17 protein-coding genes are annotated in these 17,944 nt (G+C 62.8%); 11 read left to right on the forward strand and 6 right to left on the reverse strand.

Features of this window, described 5'->3' with window-relative positions; all coding sequences use genetic code 11:
• The 3 genes from M0D65_RS14355 to M0D65_RS14365 all read left to right on the forward strand — a co-directional run bounded on the left by M0D65_RS14355 (nt 1) and on the right by M0D65_RS14365 (nt 3,701).
• Nucleotides 1-1,035: an ABC transporter ATP-binding protein gene (locus M0D65_RS14355; protein WP_266253266.1), complete on the forward strand. Its 1,035-nt coding sequence runs from the start codon at nt 1-3 to the stop codon at nt 1,033-1,035.
• Nucleotides 1,032-2,057 (forward strand): ABC transporter ATP-binding protein, encoded by a 1,026-nt coding sequence (locus M0D65_RS14360; protein ID WP_266253267.1) that lies wholly within the window; start codon nt 1,032-1,034, stop codon nt 2,055-2,057. The genes M0D65_RS14355 and M0D65_RS14360 overlap by 4 nt, the downstream gene beginning before the upstream one ends.
• 198 nt (nt 2,058-2,255) lie before the next feature.
• Nucleotides 2,256-3,701 carry an OprD family outer membrane porin gene (locus tag M0D65_RS14365; RefSeq protein WP_266253408.1) on the forward strand — a complete coding sequence of 482 codons (1,446 nt, stop codon included), beginning with the start codon at nt 2,256-2,258 and terminating at the stop codon, nt 3,699-3,701.
• Between the two features lie 30 nt (nt 3,702-3,731).
• Here the strand turns inward: M0D65_RS14365 and M0D65_RS14370 are convergent, their stop codons facing one another.
• Both M0D65_RS14370 and M0D65_RS14375 read right to left on the reverse strand, forming a co-directional pair.
• On the reverse strand, nt 3,732-4,601 hold the full coding sequence (locus tag M0D65_RS14370) for an IclR family transcriptional regulator (protein ID WP_266253268.1): 870 nt from the start codon (nt 4,599-4,601) through the stop codon (nt 3,732-3,734).
• Between the two features lie 58 nt (nt 4,602-4,659).
• Entirely contained in the window at nt 4,660-4,905 is a 246-nt protein-coding gene (locus M0D65_RS14375; RefSeq protein WP_266253269.1) for a hypothetical protein, read from the reverse strand.
• On the opposite strand from M0D65_RS14375, the gene M0D65_RS14380 reads away from it, so the two are divergent.
• The 7 genes from M0D65_RS14380 to M0D65_RS14410 are packed head-to-tail and all read left to right on the forward strand — an operon-like array spanning nt 4,904 to nt 11,688.
• Nucleotides 4,904-5,995 (forward strand): ABC transporter ATP-binding protein, encoded by a 1,092-nt coding sequence (locus M0D65_RS14380; RefSeq protein WP_266253270.1) that lies wholly within the window; start codon nt 4,904-4,906, stop codon nt 5,993-5,995. The two genes, M0D65_RS14375 and M0D65_RS14380, sit on opposite strands and share 2 nt — an antisense overlap.
• Nucleotides 5,988-6,887, forward strand: a complete 900-nt coding sequence (locus tag M0D65_RS14385; RefSeq protein WP_266253271.1) for an ABC transporter permease — start codon at nt 5,988-5,990, stop codon at nt 6,885-6,887. Before M0D65_RS14380 ends, M0D65_RS14385 begins: the two co-directional genes overlap by 8 nt.
• A 9-nt stretch (nt 6,888-6,896) precedes the next feature.
• A complete protein-coding gene (locus M0D65_RS14390; RefSeq protein ID WP_266253272.1) occupies nt 6,897-7,691 on the forward strand; it encodes an ABC transporter permease in 795 nt (264 codons plus the stop codon).
• Nucleotides 7,691-8,032 carry a (2Fe-2S)-binding protein gene (locus M0D65_RS14395; RefSeq protein ID WP_266253273.1) on the forward strand — a complete coding sequence of 114 codons (342 nt, stop codon included), beginning with the start codon at nt 7,691-7,693 and terminating at the stop codon, nt 8,030-8,032. The genes M0D65_RS14390 and M0D65_RS14395 overlap by 1 nt, the downstream gene beginning before the upstream one ends.
• Nucleotides 8,029-9,468 (forward strand): NAD(P)/FAD-dependent oxidoreductase, encoded by a 1,440-nt coding sequence (locus M0D65_RS14400; protein ID WP_266253274.1) that lies wholly within the window; start codon nt 8,029-8,031, stop codon nt 9,466-9,468. Before M0D65_RS14395 ends, M0D65_RS14400 begins: the two co-directional genes overlap by 4 nt.
• Complete coding sequence (locus tag M0D65_RS14405; RefSeq protein WP_266253275.1) at nt 9,461-10,627, forward strand: FAD-binding oxidoreductase; 1,167 nt, start codon at nt 9,461-9,463, stop codon at nt 10,625-10,627. The genes M0D65_RS14400 and M0D65_RS14405 overlap by 8 nt, the downstream gene beginning before the upstream one ends.
• 14 nt (nt 10,628-10,641) lie before the next feature.
• Entirely contained in the window at nt 10,642-11,688 is a 1,047-nt protein-coding gene (locus M0D65_RS14410) for an ABC transporter substrate-binding protein (RefSeq protein WP_266253276.1), read from the forward strand.
• A 79-nt stretch (nt 11,689-11,767) separates the two neighbouring features.
• Here the strand turns inward: M0D65_RS14410 and panE are convergent, their stop codons facing one another.
• The 4 genes from panE to M0D65_RS14430 form a co-directional block, all read right to left on the reverse strand.
• On the reverse strand, nt 11,768-12,703 hold the full coding sequence (panE, locus tag M0D65_RS14415) for a 2-dehydropantoate 2-reductase (protein WP_266253277.1): 936 nt from the start codon (nt 12,701-12,703) through the stop codon (nt 11,768-11,770).
• 141 nt (nt 12,704-12,844) lie between these two features.
• A complete protein-coding gene (locus M0D65_RS14420; RefSeq protein ID WP_266253278.1) occupies nt 12,845-14,356 on the reverse strand; it encodes a serine hydrolase in 1,512 nt (503 codons plus the stop codon).
• 40 nt (nt 14,357-14,396) lie between these two features.
• Complete coding sequence (locus M0D65_RS14425; protein ID WP_266253279.1) at nt 14,397-15,461, reverse strand: ornithine cyclodeaminase; 1,065 nt, start codon at nt 15,459-15,461, stop codon at nt 14,397-14,399.
• Nucleotides 15,462-15,579: 118 nt separating this feature from the next.
• Nucleotides 15,580-16,509: a LysR substrate-binding domain-containing protein gene (locus M0D65_RS14430; protein ID WP_091008325.1), complete on the reverse strand. Its 930-nt coding sequence runs from the start codon at nt 16,507-16,509 to the stop codon at nt 15,580-15,582.
• Between the two features lie 215 nt (nt 16,510-16,724).
• Between M0D65_RS14430 and M0D65_RS14435 the strand changes: the two genes are divergently transcribed.
• Nucleotides 16,725-17,933, forward strand: coding sequence for a porin (locus tag M0D65_RS14435; RefSeq protein ID WP_266253280.1), 1,209 nt, complete (start codon nt 16,725-16,727; stop codon nt 17,931-17,933).
• The last annotated feature ends 11 nt before the right edge of the window (nt 17,934-17,944 follow it).

A 17,944-nucleotide genomic window follows, 5' to 3' on the forward strand; every position in this document is an offset into this window, starting at 1 on the left:
ATGGCCCTGCTGGAAGTGAAAGACCTGAGCGTGCGCTTCACGCGCCGCGACCGCCCGCCCGTCGATGCGGTGCAGCGCGTGTCGTTCTCGCTCGACGCGGGCCAGACGCTCGGCATCGTCGGCGAATCGGGCTCGGGCAAGAGCCAGACCGTGATGGCGCTGCTCGGCTTGCTGGCCTCGAACGGCCATGTATCGGGCGAAGCGAATTATCGCGGCGAAAACCTGCTGGCGATGAAAGAAGGCGCGCTGAACAAGATTCGCGGCGACCGCATCGGTATGGTGTTCCAGGACCCGATGACGTCGCTCAATCCGTTCCTGACAATCGAACGGCAGATGACCGAGACGCTGCAGCTGCATCGCGGCGTCTCGCGCCGTGAGGCACGCCGCCGCGCGATCGAAACGCTCGAAACGGTGCGCATTCCCGACGCCGCACGACGCATCGGCATGTACCCGCACGAGTTCTCCGGCGGCATGCGCCAGCGCGTGATGATCGCGATGACGCTGCTGCTCGAACCGGAGATCCTGATCGCCGACGAGCCGACCACCGCGCTCGACGTCACCGTCCAGGCGCAGATCATCGAGCTGCTGCGCGAGCTGAACCGCGAGCGCGGCACGGCGATCGTATTGATCACGCACGACATGGGTGTGGTCGCCGGTCTGTGCGACGACGTGATGGTGATGTACGCCGGCCAGACCGTCGAACAGGCGAGCGCCGCAACGCTGTTCGCCGCGCCGACGCATCCGTACACGATCGGCCTGCTCAACGCACTGCCGCGCCTCACCGACGACGACGCGCTCGACTACGACCGCGACGCACCGCTGCGCACGATCCCCGGCAATCCGCCGATGCCGGGTCACCTCGGCGCGGGCTGTGCGTTCGCGCCGCGCTGCGCGTTCGCGCTCGATGTGTGCCGCACGACGCCGCCGACGCTCGCCTCGACGGCGACTCCACCGGTCGGTCCAGGCAAAGCGCCGGGCACCGCGCGCCGCGCGTGCCATCGTCCCGTCAATGAAATTGTGGAGGCGCTGCCATGACCACGCCGGCTGTGAACCTCGATACCTCGACCGTGCTCTCGGTCAGCGACCTGAAGGTACATTTCCGCGTCTCGCGCGGCGGCTTGCCGTGGTCGGGCAAAGCGACCTTGCGCGCAGTCGACGGCGTGACGTTCGATGTGCGCCGCGGCGAAACGGTCGGACTCGTCGGCGAGTCGGGCTGCGGCAAGTCGACGCTCGCGCGCGCGATCGTCGGTCTCGTACCGGTCAGTGCCGGCAGCGTGCAATGGCTCGGCGCGGAAACCGTACATCCGGCAGGCCACGCGACACGACGCGACACGACGCAACTGCGCCGCGACGTGCAAATGATTTTCCAGGACCCGCTGGCTTCACTCGATCCGCGCATGACGATCGAACAGATCGTCGCCGAACCGCTCACCACGCATCGCCCCGGCGTCGGCCGAGAAGACGTGCGCCGCCGTGTGCTCGCGATGCTCGAACGTGTCGGGTTGAATTCGCAACATCTGCGGCGCTATCCGCATGAGTTTTCCGGCGGTCAGTGCCAGCGTGTAGGTATCGCACGCGCGCTGATCGGCGAGCCGCAACTGGTGATCTGCGACGAACCCGTGTCGGCACTCGACGTGTCGATCCAGGCGCAGATCGTCAACCTGCTGCGCGATCTGCAGCGCGAACTGCAACTCTCGATGCTGTTCGTCGCCCACGATCTCGCCGTGGTCAAGGCTATCAGCCAGCGCGTGCTCGTGATGTACCTGGGCCGCGTGATGGAGTTCGGCGACCGTCAGGACGTGTACAAGACGCCGCGCCATCCGTACACGCGCGCGCTGCTGTCTGCGGTACCGGTACCCGATCCGGCGATCGAAAAGGCACGCAAGCATCTGCTCCTGCGCGGCGAAATTCCGTCGCCGCTCTCGCCACCGTCGGGCTGCGCATTCCGCAACCGCTGCCCCGAAGCCATCGATGCCTGTGCAAGCGAAACGCCGTTACCGCTCACGCGCGGCACCGGCACGGCACGCATCGCGTGCATTCGCGTCGGCGCCGACTAGACGCGCATCCCCAACCCTGAAGTAATCCTTTCCCGACAGGGCTGACCCGCCCTGTCGCTGGAGACGCTCGTCCTGCTACCGCAGAACGGGCAAACGCGTGGACTGGCCGACCGTCAGTCGAAGGTTCAACACCATAAAAAAGAGATCTAGATGAAAAGCACCCTTTCTCGACCCGAAACATCAAGAAACACCTGGCTGATGCTCGGCCTGCCCGCACTGACTGCGCTCGCAGCGACAGCCAGCGCATACGCAGACGACGCGATGCCAGCAGTTACTGGCGTTGCCGCGCGAACGGCAGCGGCCATCACACTCGCACAAACGTCACCCGTCGGTCCCACGCCGACCGAGAACGTCATCGTCAACGCGGAAGCCGACCAGATCCAGCTACCGCCCACACCGCTATCGAGCCAGGCGAAAAGCAACGGCTTTATCGCCGATAGCCATCTCGACCTGCAATTCCGCAATTACTCCGACTATCTGGAGGTCAAGGGCGGTCCGCGTCGCCACTCATGGGTACAGGGTGCGCAGGCGAACTACCAGTCGGGTTACACGCAGGGGCTGATCGGCTTCGGCGTCGATGCGTCGCTATTCGGTGCGCTGAAACTCGACGGCGGCCAGGGCGCTGGCAACATGGTGCACGTCGCGCCTGGCGGCGGCTCGAACCAGCTTGCGTGGGCTTATCCGGGCATGTACGACATCAAGGGACGCATTTCGGAAACCGTCGTCAAGTACGGTCTGCAGACCGTGTCGAATCCGTTCCTCGAGCCGCACGACAACCGCGCGTTGCCGCCGACCTTCCTCGGCGTGTCGCTCGTCAGCAAAGACGTCAAGGACATGTCGCTCGAAGCCGGTAGCTTCACGAAAACCGATGCGCGCGGGCAAACGCGTCTGACCTCGCTGAGCACCTCATACGGTGGCGTGAAGTTCGACCGGCTGAGCTATGTGGGCGGCAACTGGAACTACTCGCCGAACGGCACGCTGTCGCTGTACGCGGATCAGGCCGATAACGTATGGCGCCAGTACTTCGCTTCGGTCACGCACTCGATCGGCGATCCATCGACGGTGAAGTGGACCGGCCTCGCCAACATCTACTCGACGCACGACACCGGCAACGCGCTGGAAGGCCACATCAACAGCAACGCGTACAGCCTCGCGCTGTCCGCGCAGCACGGCGCGCATTCGCTGCTGCTCGGCTACCAGCAGGTGCTCGGCGACCAGTTCTTCGACTATGTGAACGAAACCAATGGCATCTATCTGACCAACTCGATGGACGTCGACTACAACGCGCCGCACGAGAAATCGTTGCAGTTGCGTTATTCGGTGGACGGCAAGTATCTCGGCTTGCCGGGCTTCAAGGCGATGCTGTGGGGGCTGACCGGTTGGGGCGCGGATGCTTCGGCGGAAGCGGCGGCGAACGCATCGCTGTCGAGTCCGTTCCGCGATCTGTACTGGAAGAACGGCGAACCGGTGCACGGCCGTCATCACGAGATCGGTTTTATTCCGAGCTATACGCTGCAAAGCGGTCGCTTCAAGGATACGAAGATCACCTTCATCGCGATGTGGCACGTCTCGCAGGCGCACTACTCGGACAGCAACAACATGGAATACCGGCTGGTGGTGAATGTGCCGGTCAAGGTGTTCTAGGTCGTACGCTGCACCTGCAACCGGTGGCCGTCAGCCGATCCGTTCGCTGACGGCCACCGCCGCGAGCGCCTGCATCGGGCGGCGTAGCGCGGCATCGAACGGATTGGTTTGCGGGCCGATCGTCTCGGCCTGACGCCGCAGCAGTTCGACGACCATCGGCAAGCGGTCGTCACCGAGCCGCGACGCGAGCGTGCCGACGCTGAGCGCCGCCACCGCGATACCGTTGCGGTCGAGCACCGGTACCGCTACCCCCGCCATCCCGTCGAGCACACCGCTGCTGCGGCCCGCGTAGCCAAGCTGCCGCACACGCTCGATCTCCGTGCGCAGATAGACCTCGTCCAGCACGCCATAGCCGCGAATGCGCGGGACATTGAAGCGAATGATTTCTTCGCGTTCCGCTTCCGGCAGAAACGCGAGGATCGCGAGGCTGCCCTGGCCGACACCGAGCGCAACCCGTCCGCCAATGTCGCCGGTGAACGAGCGGATCGGGAACGGCCCTTCGCACAGATCGACGCACACCGCATCGAAACCGTTCTTCGCGAGCAGGAAGATCGTGTCGCCGAGACTCGCGCACAGACGCAGCAGCGCGGGCCGGCAGAGCGTACGCAGGCCGTTCGGGTTGCCGGCCTGCGCCGCGAGCGCGAAGAAGTCGACGCTCAGGCGGTACAGCTTCGATTGCTCGTCCTGTTCGACCATCCCTTCGACGATCAGTGTCTGCAGGATGCGATGCACGGTGCCCTGCGTGAGGCCGACCGTCTTCGCAAGCCGCGTGACGCGCGCGCCATCCTGCTGCATGCCCGCGAGTGCGCGCAGCACCGCGAACGCCCGCGCCAGCATGCCGGTGCCCGGCGCGCCGATGGAAGCCGGCGCTGGATCGTCGTGATGGGTGGTGGTTGCCATCGGCTTTCCTTCAAATTGATTCCATTCAGCGGAAGATTATCACGGGTTCGATTCGATATCAGAATACCTGCGTGCGCCTTCGTTCTGGCTTGAGTTCGGAAGTATCAGGGATTACTCGCACATCTTTGAATGGAATCAATTTGATGCCCTCTGTCAAATATATTCCATTAAACGGAATTATTTTCGTTTTCATATCATTTAATGGAATATCGAATTGACGCTGCATAATTTGGCTGGCTAGAGTCGGCTTCATCCGAGCCATCACGGACTCATCGGGTGCGCGCTCACCCAAAGGCCACGCCATGTCGTTCCTCACACTCACGGACCTGACGAAATCGTTCGGCGACCTGCATGCGGTCGCCGACGTGAACCTGTCGGTCGAAAAAGGCGAGTTCGTGTCGCTGCTCGGGCCATCGGGCTGCGGCAAGACCACGACGCTGCAGATGATCGCCGGCTTCGTCGACGTGACGCGCGGCCGCATCACGCTCGACGGCCGCGACATCACGCAGATGAAGCCGAACCGGCGCGGCCTTGGCGTCGTGTTCCAGAGCTACGCGTTGTTTCCGCACATGAGCGTCGCGGAAAACGTCGGCTTCGGACTTGAGATGCGCGGCATCGACAAGGCCGAACGTGAGGAGCGGATTCGCGAGACGCTCGCGCTCGTGCGGCTCGATACGCTCGCGCATCGCTTTCCGCGTGAGTTGTCCGGCGGCCAGCGGCAACGCGTAGCGATTGCCCGCGCAATCGTGATCGCACCACCCGTGCTGCTACTCGACGAACCGATGTCGAATCTCGACGCGAAGCTGCGCGAGGACATGCAGTTCGAACTGCGCGCGATCCAGCGCAAGGTCGGCACGACGACGATCATGGTCACGCACGATCAGTCCGAAGCGCTGTCGATCAGCGATCGCGTCGTCGTGATGGAAGCGGGCCGCATCACGCAGATCGATACGCCGTATCACGCATACGAGCGCCCCGAAAATCTGTTCGTGTCGCAGTTCATCGGCAAGGCCAACATGTTGCCGGGCAAGGTGGTGAGCCGCGATGGCGAAGCGATCCGTATCGACCTTGGTCACGATCTCGCCGAGACCGGACGCACCGCGCAACTGCCGCTGCGTGAACGCGAGGTTGATGTCGGCGATGCCGTCACGCTGTGCATCCGCCCGGAGAAACTGCGGCTATGTGCACCGGGCACCGGCAGGCTGTCGGCCACCGTGACGAGCCGCTTTTTTCTCGGCAGCCAGTGGTTGTATCGCGTCGACAGCAAACTGGGCGAGGTGCTCGTGTGTTGTCAGAACGAAGGCACCGAACCGCTCGCCGAGGGCGCACCGGTCGGTGTCGACTGGAACAGCGAAGCGATCCGTTTTATTCAGCGGGATGCGCATCATGGCTAGCGCACTGCCCGTGGCCAGCCGCGCTGCGCCCGCGCGCGCACCGTGGCATGCGTACCTGCCGCTGTGGCTGATGTGCGCGCCCGCCTTCGCGTTGTTTGCGGTGCTCGTACTCGTGCCGCTCGCGATGACGTTCGTCCTCACGTTCTATCGCTTCGATCCGGCCAGCGGCCCGATCGCCGCATTCCAGTTCGGCAACTATGCGGAAGTGCTGACGTCGTCGTATTTCCACACGATCTTCGCGCGGACCTTCGGCATCGCCGTGTTGACCACCGCGCTGTGCATCGCGATCGGCACGCCCGAAGCGTACGTGCTGTCGCGCATGCGGGACCCATGGCGTTCACTGTTTCTGCTGGTGATTCTCGCGCCGCTGCTGGTGTCGGTGGTGGTGCGCGCGTTCGGCTGGAGCATGCTGCTCAACACCGACGGGCTCGTCAATCATGCGCTCGGCGCGTTCGGTCTTGGCCCGTACAAACTCGAATACACGACGTTCGCGATTGTCATCGCGCTCGTGCATGTGATGTTGCCGTTCATGGTGATCCCCGTGTGGACCGCGCTGCAAAAGCTCGATCCGCAGACCGAGAACGCCGCGCTCTCGCTGATGGCGTCGCCCGCTACGACGTTGCGCCGCATCGTGCTGCCGCAACTGATGCCCGGCATCCTGTCGGGCAGCCTGATGGTGTTCGGTCTGTCGGCCAGTGCGTTTGCAATTCCGGGTCTGCTCGGCGGGCGCCGCTTGAAGGTTGCGGCGACCGCCGTCTACGACGAATTCCTCAGCTCGCTGAACTGGCCGCTCGGCGCGACGATCGCGCTGTTGCTGCTCGCCGCGAATCTCGTCGTGATGCTGACGTACTACCGCGTGCTCGAACGCCGCTATGCGCGGAGTATCGGCTAGGAGCCCACGATGAGAAAAAACGGTCCACTCTCCCTCGCCTTCCATACGCTCGTCATCCTGTTCGTGCTCGCGCCGCTCGCAATCGTCGTGCTGGTTGCGTTCACGCCCGATGAAACGTTGACGCTGCCCACGCACGGCTTTTCGCTGCGCTGGTTCCGCGCGATTCTCGATTATCCCGACTTCGTCAGCGCGTTCTTCAACAGTCTGAAGCTTGCGTTCGCATCGGCCACGCTATCGCTGATCGTTGCGTTGCCTGCGGGACTGGCCATTGGCCGTGCGCGCTTTCCAGGTCGTAGCTTCCTGAACGGTCTGCTGTTATCGCCGCTAGTTATTCCCGGACTCGTACTCGGTATCGCATTGCTGCGCTTCTTCGCGCTGGTTGGCGCAACCGGCTCGTTTGCGTGGCTCGTGCTCGCACACATGGTGATCATCACGCCGTTCGTGATGCGCCTCGTACTCGCGTCGGTAAGCGGACTCGATCGCAGCATCGAACACGCTGCGCAGTCACTCGGCGCCGACGCATGGACCGCTTTCCGCCGCGTCACGCTACCGATGATCCTGCCCGGCATCACCGGCGGCTGGCTGCTCGCGTTCATCAACAGCTTCGACGAGCTGACGATGTCGATCTTCGTCACGTCGCCGCAAACGGTCACGTTGCCGGTGCGCATGTACATGTACGCGACGGAATCGATCGATCCGATGATGGCATCCGTCTCGGCGCTCGTGATCTTCATTACCGCAGGCGCGATGCTATTGCTCGATCGCGTGTACGGACTCAACCGCATTCTGATCGGTCAGCATTGATGTCTTCTTCTGATTCATTTTTTTCTCAGGCAACCGATGCACAGTTCGTGCGGCTCGCCGAAACGCAGCGCACGCCGCTCGCGTTCGTGCTTGATGGGCAACCTGCTATGGCGCTTGCCGGCGATACCGTTCTTACCGCGATCCTCGTGCAGCAACGCAGCGTACGCGCGAGCGAATTCAGCGGCGAACCGCGCGCGGGCTTTTGCCTGATCGGCGCGTGTCAGGACTGCTGGGTTCGTACTGAAGACGGCACGCGCATCCGTGCGTGCTCGACGCAGATTGCCGACGGTATGCGCATCGTCACGCGTGCGCTGGCGGGCCTGCCTGGAGCCGACCAATGACGCACGACGACGCTCGCATCGTGATCGTCGGAGCCGGTCCGGCTGGGGTACGCGCTGCGCAGACGCTCGTCGCCGCAGGGCTGTCGCCGGTGGTAATCGACGAGAACGCGCGCTGGGGCGGCCAGATCTATCGTCAGCCACCTGCAGGTGCTGCATTCGTCCGCTCAAAAGCTACGCTGTACGGCTTCGAGGCGCGCAAGGCCGATGCGCTGCATACGACGATGGCTGCTCTGCTGCCGCAACTCGACTACCGGCCGGACACGCTCGCGTGGGCTTGCGAACCTGGCTACCTCGATACGCTGCACGCGGGCCGTGAAGCACGTGTGCCGTTCTCGCACCTGATCATCGCGAGCGGTGCAACTGATCGCGTGCTGCCGGTGCCGGGCTGGACGCTGCCCGGCGTCTATACGCTCGGCGGTGCGCAGGTTGCGTTAAAAGCGCAAGGCTGCGCGATCGGCCGACGTGTCGTGCTTGCGGGTACGGGGCCGCTGCTATACCTCGTTGCGTATCAGTACGCAAAGGCCGGCGCGCAGATCGCCGCCGTGCTCGACACGAGCAGCTGGTCGCAACAAGTCGCCGCGGCACCTCGGCTCGCACGTCTGCCATCGACTTTCGCGAAAGGGCTTTACTACGTCGGTTGGCTCAAGGCGCATGGGGTGCGAATCGAACGCGGCGTGACGCTCGACGGTATTGATGGGGAACGCTTCGTCACGGGGATTACGTGGCGGCAGCGGGCAGAACCTGATGCGGTTTTACAAACGCTGGCTTGCGACGCGGTCGGAATAGGTTTCGGCCTGCGACCCGAGACACAGCTTGCCGATCTCGCCGGTTGCCGCTTCCACTTTGACACGCTGAATCGCTGCTGGCTGCCCGAACTCGATGACACTGGCCGCAGTTCCGTGCGCGGCATCTATCTGGCCGGCGACGGCGCGGGCATCGCCGGTGCCGATGCAGCGGAAGCCGCGGGGCGTCGCACGGCGCTCGCCCTGCTCGACGATCTTGGCATCGCGCATCCGCGCATCGACGGTCAACCGGATGCTGCGCAACTCGCACGCAAGCTGCAACACATCGCTGTGTTTCGTAGCGGCATCGAGGCTGCATTCGCACCGCCCGCAGGTTGCACGTCGCGCTGGCCGGACAGCATGACCGTATGCCGCTGCGAAGAGATCGACGCAGGTACGTTGCGCCAATGCATTCGTGCAGGCGACGCCGTCGAGATCAATCGTCTGAAAGCATTGACGCGCGTCGGCATGGGCCGCTGCCAGGGACGCATGTGCGGTGAAGCTGCCGCCGCGCTGCTCAGCGAGGAAACCGGGTTACCGCTCGAAGCCATCGGCCGCGTGCGCGGTCAGGCGCCGATCAAGCCGATTCCGATGTCGCCCGCACTGTACACGGAAGGCGTAACGGCAATTCCCGAAGAGGCCCGCGATGAATGAACCGCTGCACTACGACGTCGCGATTGCGGGCGGTGGACTGGTTGGCGCATCCGCGGCGTTGGCATTGGCGCAACGCGGACTGCGTGTCGGGTTGTTCGAACGGCGCTTTTGCGGTGCGCAGGCAAGCGGCGTCAACTACGGCGGCGTGCGCTGCCAGGGACGGCCCGCCGAACAGTTGCCGCTCGCGCTGCGCGCACGGCGCGTGTGGGACCGGTTGCCGGAGCTGCTCGGTATCGATGGAGAATTTGTCGTGTCGGGGCATCTGCGGCTTGCGCGCAGCGAAGCCGATTTCGCCGCGCTCGAAGCGTATGCGACGCTCGCACGCGAACACGGTCTCGATCTGCAACTGATTGCCGGCGATACCTTTCGCCAGCGCTACCCATGGCTCGGCCGTGCGGCGCTGGGCGGCTCGCTGTGCCCCACCGACGGTCACGCGAATCCGCGGCTCGTATCGCCCGCGTTTGCGCGCGCGGCTCGCGCGGCAGGCGCGGACGTACGCGAACACACTGCGCTAGACGACATCGAGCACGACGGCACGCGCTTCCAGTTGCGTGCCGGTAACCTTCATGCAAGCGCTGACTGGCTGATCAATTCGGCGGGTGCGTGGGCGAATACAATTGCCGACCGCTTCGGCGAAACAGTGCCGATGCAACCGATCTACCCAAACATGTGGGTCACCGAGCCGCTACCGCCGTTCATCACGCACAACCTCGGCGTGTACGGCGGCGGTATCTACGCGCGCCAGGTTGCGCGCGGCAACTGCGTGATCGGCGGTGGTCGCGGACATGGCGATGGTGAATACGGTCAGCCTTCCACCGAAACGACGCGTGCCGCGATGCGCGACGCGTGCGCGCTGCTGCCCGCGCTTCGCGATGCGTTGTTGATCCGCACGTGGAGCGGTGTCGAAGGTTGCACGCCCGATCACAACCCGGTGATCGGTGCAAGTCGCACTGTGCCGCGTCTGCTGCATGCGTTCGGTTTTTCCGGCGGCGGCTTTCTGCTTGCGCCGGGTGTCGGTGAAGTGCTCGCGGACCTGATCGTCGACGGTACGACTGCAACGCCGCTCGATGCGTTTGCGATCGGCCGCTTTGCGTCGCCCGCTATATCACCCGACGTAGTGAATATCGCAGCGCAGCCTGTCCCGTCTGTCCATCGTTAAAGAGGAGACCATCCATGAAACTGTCTGCAACGATCGCGGCCGCTGCCGCGTTATGTCTGTGCACGGTGACCGCGCCCGCGTGGTCGCAAAGCAAGACGCTTTACATCGGCATGAACGGCGGCCCGATGGAAAAAGCCTATACGAGTCAGGTCTTACCCGACTTCGAAAAGGCAAACAATGTGAAGGTCGTGGTGGTGCCGGGTACCTCGTCCGATGTACTCGCCAAGCTACTCGCGAACCGCAACAGCCCGCAGATCCACGTTGCGTTCCTCGACGACGGCGTGATGTCGCGCGCGGTCAGCATGGGCGTGTGCCAGAAGCTCGATGACGCGCCGGTGCTCAAGGAACTGTATCCGTTCGCGCGCATGAAGGGCGATGTCGGCGCGGGCGTTCAGCTCGGCATGACCGGCATCGCGTACAACAAGAAACTGTTCGCCGAAAAAGGCTGGGCGCCGCCCACGTCATGGATGGACTTCGCCGATCCGAAGTACAAGGGCAAGGTGGTGTTTCAATCGGCGTCGAGTAGCACGTTCGGCTTGCACGGCTTTCTTGCGATCAACCGTCTGCTCGGCGGTAGTGAGCAGAATGTCGAGCCCGGTTTCACGAAGTGGGCGACGACGGTTGGGCCGAACGTCGTCGAGTACATTCCGAACTCGGCGAAAATTTCGGAGATGGTGCAGACCGGCGAAGCAGGACTTTTCCCGCTCACGCCGACGGCAGTCAGCGACCTGCAGGACAAAGGCATTCCGGTGGCTTACGTGAATCCGAAGGAAGGCCCGGTGTTGCTGCTGGTGGATGTGTGCGTCGTCAACCACAACCCGGACCCGCAGCTCGCACAGAAGCTCGCGCAGTTCCTGCTGTCCGCGCCCGCGCAAACCAAAGCTGCCGAAGCTGGCAAGCAGATCCCGACCAACCGCCTCGCGAAGATGCCCGCGCCGATGCAGCAGAGTCTCGGCAATCTCGACGATCTGGTGCGCAAGGTGACGGTGGTGGACTGGGACACGATCAACGCGCATCGCGCGCAGTGGGATACGCGCTGGAATCGCGAGATCGAACGGTGAGGTTGGCGTGCGTGCAGGGTTGGGCCTGCACGCATGGTGTTGTCGCCGCGTACTGCTTATACGCCTGCCTATTCGCCTGCTATGCGCCGCGCGCTTCGCGGGCCGCGTAGGCTTTCAGATGGCTGTATGCAATACGCAGTAGCGACAACGCATCGCCGTGCTGCGCATCGCCGCCGCGCGCAATCAGATCGCCGAGAATGTGATCCGCTTCCGTCGGCGCGTGATTCTCGACATCGCGCATCATCGAGGCCGTCATCGGCGAACCTTCGGTGAACAGCACGGTGTTGGCCCGGCCTTCGAACGCGTCGCCCACCGGATGACCGTTGTGCGCAGACACGGCGCGCGCCTCGGCCAGAATTCCTTCGATCAACTTGCGTCCGTCCGGTGTCGCGAGAATATCGCCCACCGCCGCTCGATACAGACACGTGCTCGCTGCCAGCGAAGCGAGGAATACCCACTTTTCCCACATCTGCTGCAGGACGTTATCTGCGGGCCTCGCATCGAAGCCCGCGCCTTCCAGTTGCACTGCGATCGCGCGCACGCGTTCGCTCGAACCGCCTGCGAGTTCGCCGAATGACATTGCGTGCATGTCGTTCAGATGCACGATTTCGCGTGCGGCGTTCAGCGTCGCGGCAATCACGCACTGACCGCCGAGCACACGCTCCGCACCGAATTTTTGCGTGAGTACATCGATGTGGCGCATGCCGTTTAGCAGCGGCAAGATGGCCGTGTTCGGTCCGACAGCCGGTGCAAACGATGCAATTGCGTCATCGAGGTGGTACGCCTTGCAGCTAAGCAATACGACGTCGAACGGCCCGGTAATGCCGTCGGCAAGAACCGTCTTCACGTCGCGCAGTGTCGCATCGCCGTGCGGACTGCGGATCACAAGACCCGCATCCTTCAGTTGCGCGGCGCGCGCGGGCCGCACGAGAAACGTCACATCGCGCCCCGCCTGCACAAGACGTCCGCCGAAATAACCGCCGACTGCCCCCGCTCCCACTACGAGAATCCGCATTGCCCTACCCTCCAATCTGACCGGTCAACGGCACGACGCCCCTTGCGTGTGTCGCGAGTACGGTGACTGTAGCAAGGATTGGAGTTTTGCATCGGCGGATGCGCACGGCTGCGCCGGACGCACAACGATGTCGGCTTACGGTTATGCAAGCATCCCGATCACATCGTCATGACGCAACACCCCGCTATTGATATTCACCTCGCGCCGATACACGATCTGCCGTTCGTGAAATTCGCAGATCACCGTATCGCGGAAGGCGGTCTCGGCGAAAATCCATGTCATCTGCAGGCGCGAGCGGTCGAGCCAGCATGCGCGCGCAACGACCGGGCTGCCGACAAGGCGGTAGCTGTGATGTAAATCCTGCCCGGGCATCTGGTTGCCGCTCTCGATCCACCGGTCCATGCCCGCCACGATGACATGCTCGCCGTCCGCATCGGTCAGGCTAAATCTGCACTCCGTCGCGCCGAGGTCGAGTTGCAGCTCGCGAATGCCCTGTGCGTTCGGTTGCATCGTGAACCGTCTCGTACCAACCTTCGATGGTTCGTCAGTGTGATCGTCCGCCGCGCCGCGCGCATGCAAATAAGGCAGCTTCCATGCCACCGGAGCGTCTTCCCTTTGCCACTCGGCGAGCTTCGCAGAGAGTCTTGCATCGGCGGCAGTGGCGGCGCTGCCTGCCGCATCGACGGGCAACGCAGCACCGAATGCTGCAGGAAAGTGCCGCCAGATATGCGGCAGCAGCTTCGAGCTTCCCTTGATAGCACCCGTCACCGCCAGTACCGCATTCTGTTCGGGAAACACGGTCACCATCTGAACGAACACACCGATCGCGCTATATATGCGGTTCTCGTGCATCCACCAGTGGTAACCGTATCGCCCCGACACGTCATGCGCGCGAGTGGCCGCGCTCACCCACGCTTCCGGCAACACACGTCTACCTTCCCACATGCCGTTCTGCAGATGGAGAATGCCGAGCTTGAGCAGGTCGACCGTTTTGGTGCTGAGCCCATTGCCACCGGGATTGATATTGTCCGTGCCGATATCCCAAGCTTCGCCGTCGATCCCGAGCGGTTCGAAGAGCCTCGGCTTCAGGTAATTGTGCAACGTTTCGCCAGTCTTGCGGCTCAGGATCGCCGACAACATGTAGCTGGCCGCGCTCGTGTACAGAAACACTTCACCCGGGCGCTCGACGACCGGGATCTTCAGAAACTCCGCAATCCAGCTCGTTTCGAGCGTGCGCCATGCGGCACCCGAGGTTTCGCTCGCGTGGCCGACGCGCATCGTCAGAAGATCTTCGACCGTCATCGCGGCCAGACCGTCGCTCACCACGTCGGGCAACATCTCGGGGAAGAACGATACGACCTTGTCGTCGAGCCGGAATCGTCCTTCATCGAGCGCCAGACCGATTGCACATGCAGTAAAACTCTTCGCGACCGAATGCAGGTTGCGCAACCGGTCTGCCCGATACGGCCAGCGCCAGGCCTCGGCCACAACATGACCGTTGCGATACAGCATCAGCGAATGCAGATCGAGCTGCGCAGCCTCGACGTCGTTCAGAAACGCAATCACCGCGTCGGCATCCACCCCCGCCTCCGACGGCTGGGCACGCGTCAAGCCATCGGAATTGAAGTCGCGATCGGCGGAGGGGTCTGACATGGTCTCTAAACCTGGTGTGAGTGGAAAAATAAAGCGCGCGTTATGCCGTCAATCGAACGAATCGCGGCTCAGCGACAACTTCGGCGACATCGTCGACGACAAACTGAAAGAGGTCTTTCGGGTCCGCAGGCTCAGGTATCAGATCGATCTGTCGACCGATATCGCGCGCATCGGCGACATCGCGCAAATAGCGCAGCGCCGAAAAATCTTCGAGCGCGAAGCCAACCGAATCGAACACGGTGACCTGCGCCGCATGTTCACGACCAGCCAGCTCGCCGGACAGCACACGCCATAACTCAACCACCGGAAAATCCGCCGGCAGTTGCTGAATATCGCCTTCGATCCGGGTCTGCGGTTCGAACTCCACGATCACGCGCGCGCCTTTCAGCACGTCCGCATGCAGTTCGGTCTTGCCGGGACAGTCGCCGCCAACGGCGTTGATATGCATGCCTGGTTCGATCATCTGCGGCGTCAGGATCGTCGCGTTGGCCTTGTCGGCGGTGACAGTCGTCACGATGTCGGCGCCGCGCACCGCTTCTGCCGCATTTGCCGACCTGACGATCCGCAGCCCCTTGAAACCGGACAGATTGCGGATCAGTTTGTCGGTGGCGGCGGGATCGATATCGAACACGCGAACCTCGTCGATACCGAGCATCGCGCGAAACGCGAGCACCTGGAACTCGCTTTGCGCGCCGTTGCCGATTAACGCCATCGATCGTGCATCCGGTCGTGCCAGCACCTTCGCCACGAGCGCGGACGTCGCGGCTGTGCGCAACGCGGTCATGATCGTGAATTCGCTGAGCAGCACCGGAAACCCCGAATCGACTTCCGCGAGCACGCCGAACGCCATCACGGTCAGCATATTGACGTGGGTGTTCTTCGGGTGCCCGTTCACATACTTGAAGCCGTATAGCGTGCGGTCGGACGTCGGCATCAGTTCGATCACACCACCGGGCACATGGTTGGCGACTCGCGCCGACTTCTCGAACTCGTTCCAGCGCAGATAATCCGCGCGAATATAGTCGGCCATCGTCGTGATGAACGCCTCGGCGCCAATCGACGTGACCAGCTTGCGGACATCGCTTACATCGATATATCGGGTCATTTTCCTGGGGCTCGCAAACGCAATGAATGCCCGCTATGTTAGGTGCTCGCCTGGACGGCCGGAAGCGCGCTCGCGGCTATCGTGATCGGAGAATCAGATCACTACGGCGCATAGCCGCTCACGCATCGCTACTTCGCGCCACACCGTGCTGCAGACGCGCATACGAAATCAGCATGCTCGACAGTTCGTGCGCGACCAGAGTCAACGGCGACGTACTGCGTCGTATCAAGCTGACATCGCGCCGACTGAAAGTCTCGCGGATTGGAATCCTGATCAGCGAACCCGAAAACAGCTTGTAACTCGCAAGCACACCCGGGTCCATCGTCAGATAGTCGGTCTCGCACACGAGAAACAGCGACTCCAGCAGGGTCTCAGCGGTAATCACGATCTTGGGTCCTTCGATGCCGTGTGCAGCGAACATACCCACCAGGCGATTCGCTGCAATCCCGACAATACCTTCGCGCCTGAAGCCAACCCATTCGCAATCGGCCAGCTCGGCAATCGACGTCGCGTGCGCCTTTGGATGCCCCGCACGCGCAAGCACCGCGGGCGCCGAAGGGTACAACCGGTCGATATGCAGATCCGCATCGACCACCTGCGGCGACAGCGGACACAGCGCGAAATCGAGCCGGCCGTTGCGAATCCGTTCCATCAGCATCTGCGCCGAGCCGCTCGATACATGCACGAGCACACGCGGAAACGCCGCCATGAAGTTTTTCAGCACCGGTACGAGCAATTCGGCGAGCGGCTCGGAAGTCACGCCGAGCGAAATCCGCCCAACCGGTTCGCCCTCCAGTTCACGCATGTCGAGATCGATGCGCTCGCAATCCTTGAGAATCGCCGAGGCCCTGACGAGCAGCTTCTCGCCGAACGGCGTGAGGCTGATGCCGAGATGCGAACGCGTCAGCAGCGTCACGGCGAGTTCCGCTTCGAGACTCTGGATCGCATGGGTCAACGCACTCTGCGCGATATCGAGTGAACGCGCGGCCGCGCGAAAACTGCCCTGTTCGACGACTGAGCAAAACGCTCTGAGCTGACTCAATGTCATGAGGTTTCCTTGACGACCCGTAACGACCCCCGCCACGCGTAACAGGTCTTCTACACGCTGCAAATACGGGTCTCTATTGTGATCTTTCCATTCGATCGCGATGCCATGGATCGAACTTCCTGGACCAAAAATGACCGCTTAGCCTTCGATTCAGCTTGCGCCTTTCGCGCAGGTTTCATACCGCAGTCGCATCCGGCTTTGCCGAGGATAATATGATGAAAAAGACCATTCCAACGCTCACTGCATTCGCCGCACTCTCCACCTTGTCAGGCATCGCGCATGCCCAGAGTAGCGTCACCCTCTACGGACTCATCGACACCGGCCTCGAGTACAACTCGAACTCGAAAGGCGCGCATCAATACTCCGCTGCGTCCGGCAACCTGCAAGGCGACCGCTGGGGCATGCGCGGTTCCGAAGATCTCGGTGGCGGACTCACAGCCATCTTTCGTCTCGAAGGCGGCTTCAACGTCGACAACGGCACACTCGGCCAGGGCGGCGCCCTGTTCGGACGCAAAGCGTATGTCGGCCTCGCAGGCCCGTACGGCACGGTAACCCTGGGCCGTCAGTACGATCCGCTTGGCGACTATGTCGGCGGCTTCGAATCGGCAAACGACGAAACACTCGTCACCGCTACCGAATGGGGCAGCATCTATGGCGCCCACCCTGGCGACATGGACAATCTCGACAACTCCTATCGCATCAACAATGCAGTCAAGTACGCGAGCCAGAACTATGGTGGCTTCACGTTCGGCGGCCTCTACAGCTTTGGCGGTAAAGCCGGCGAGGTTACGCAAAACCAGTTGTACGGCTTCGGTGCCGGTTACCGCAACGGCCCGCTCGCACTCGGTGTCGCCTACGAAAAAGCCAAAGACCCGAACTACTCGGTGTTCGGCACGAATCCGAACGCGAATACCTCGGCATCGACCAGCGCACTGAACATGTCGAGCCCGGTGTACAGCGGCTTCGCGTCGGCAGGCGCATGGCAGGTGATCAGCGCGGGCGCCGCCTACAAGATCGGCAATGCGACGATCGGCGGGGTGTACAGCAACGTCGCGTTCCAGAATCTCGGCAGCGAAGCGGGCGCCGGACTGAACCCCAGCCATCTGCACGGTACCGCCAGTTTCAATCTCGGCGAGCTGAACTTCACCTACCTCGTCACACCAGCACTGCAACTCGGCGCGGCTTATACCTATACGCGCGGCAGTTCGGTTGGCAGCATCTCCGGCGCGACTTATAACCAGATCAACCTGGGCGCGAACTATCTGCTCTCCACACGCACCGATCTCTATCTCGTCGGCATCTACGAACACGCTAGCGGCGAGGACTCGACCGGCAAGAAAGCGGTCGCCGCGATCGCCAATCTGTCGAGTTCGTCGAGCAACTCGCAGACTGCTGTGGTGGTCGGTATCCGGCACAAGTTCTAACGTCTAGCGCC

This window comes from Paraburkholderia sp. CHISQ3, assembly GCF_030464945.1.
In the GTDB taxonomy this organism is placed as follows: domain Bacteria; phylum Pseudomonadota; class Gammaproteobacteria; order Burkholderiales; family Burkholderiaceae; genus Paraburkholderia; species Paraburkholderia megapolitana.